This window comes from Protofrankia coriariae (assembly GCF_001017755.1).
GTDB lineage: Bacteria > Actinomycetota > Actinomycetes > Frankiales > Frankiaceae > Protofrankia > Protofrankia coriariae.
Genome location: NZ_JWIO01000066.1, coordinates 13,716 through 14,866, shown reverse-complemented (window position 1 = coordinate 14,866; position 1,151 = coordinate 13,716). Strand labels below are relative to the sequence as shown.

Sequence of the window (1,151 nt, the reverse complement as noted above, 5' to 3'; positions counted from 1 at the left end):
TCGTACAGGCGGATGGCGTCGTTCAGGCGGCCCGCCGTCCGGTAGGCGTCGGCGAGGTTGCTGCGGGAGGCCAGCGTGTCGGGATCGTCCGCGCCCAGGATCCGTTCCCGGTCGGTCAGCGTCTGCTGGTACAGGTGGATGGCGTCGTCGTGCCGACCGGCGGCCTGGTAGGCGCTGGCGAGGCTGTTGCGGGCGGTCAGCGTCCGCGGGTGGTTGGGGCCCTGGAGCTGTGCGCGGTCGGTCAGCGTCCGTTCGTACAGGCCGACGGCGTCGTCATGCCNTGCAGGCCGATGGCCTCCTTCAGCCGGCCCGCCGTCTGGTAGGCGTTGGCAAGGTTGTTGTGGGAGGCCAGCGTCTCGAGGTGGTTGGGGCCGCGGACCCGTTCCCGGTCGGCCAGCGTCTGCTTGTGCAGGCGGATGGCGTCGTCGTGCCGGCCCGCCGTCCGGTAGACGTCGGCGAGGTTGCTGCGGGCGGCCAGCGTGTCGGGGTGGTCGGGGCCCTGAGCCTGCTCCCGGTCGGTCAGCGCCTGCTGGTGCAGACGGATGGCGTCGTCGTGCCGGCCCGCCGCCTGGTAGGCGTTGACGAGGTTGTTGCGGGAGGCCAGCGTGTCGGGGTGGTTGGGACCTCGGACTTTCTCTCGGACGGCCAGCGTCCGTTCGTGCAGACCGATGGCCTCCTTCAGGCGGCCCGCCGCCCGGTAGGCGTCGGCGAGGTTGTTGCAGGAGGTCAGCGTGTCGGGGTGGTTGGGGCCCAGGACCAGCGTCCACTCGGCCAGCGCCCGTTGGGACAGCGGGATCGCGAGTGCGAACTGCCCCTCCTGCCGGAGGTAGACCGCGGCGCGGTCACACAACCATGCCGAGTCGTCTCCCGCGCTGTCGCCGCCGCGGTCGAGAACGGTGCGAACATGCGGCAGCAGGGCACGCCACCTGGGCCAGACCTGCGGGTTGCGGGCGACATCGCCGGGCAGGCTGGCCCGGAACAGCCGAAGCAGGGTGGCCGTGTGCACCTTCTGCCGATCCGACGGCAGCCGGTGACGGGTGGTGGCCTGCACCAGCCGGTGTACGTCCACCGTGTCCTGATCCCGGCGGGCCAGGCTGTACCCGACCAGCGCCCCGACCGTGTGCGCCCACACCGCCCGACTGGCGGCCGCG

The 1,151-nt window shown here is 72.3% G+C and carries 3 protein-coding genes (1 of these 3 only partly in view); all 3 read right to left on the bottom strand.

Going from position 1 to position 1,151, the window contains the following annotated elements; translation table 11 throughout:
- Positions 1-245 (bottom strand): tetratricopeptide repeat protein (locus FrCorBMG51_RS34245; RefSeq protein ID WP_420848667.1); only part of this gene is annotated, 245 nt, incomplete at its 3' end.
- Positions 242-796 (bottom strand): tetratricopeptide repeat protein, encoded by a 555-nt coding sequence (locus FrCorBMG51_RS30070; RefSeq protein WP_338052803.1) that lies wholly within the window; start codon positions 794-796, stop codon positions 242-244. The genes FrCorBMG51_RS30070 and FrCorBMG51_RS34245, both read right to left, overlap by 4 nt.
- On the bottom strand, positions 727-1,151 hold the 3' portion of the coding sequence (locus tag FrCorBMG51_RS32195) for a toll/interleukin-1 receptor domain-containing protein (protein ID WP_476742242.1). It continues 1,345 nt past the right edge of the window; 425 of the gene's 1,770 nt are visible here — the last part of the coding sequence; its start codon lies off the right edge, out of view; the stop codon is at positions 727-729. The genes FrCorBMG51_RS30070 and FrCorBMG51_RS32195 overlap by 70 nt, the downstream gene beginning before the upstream one ends.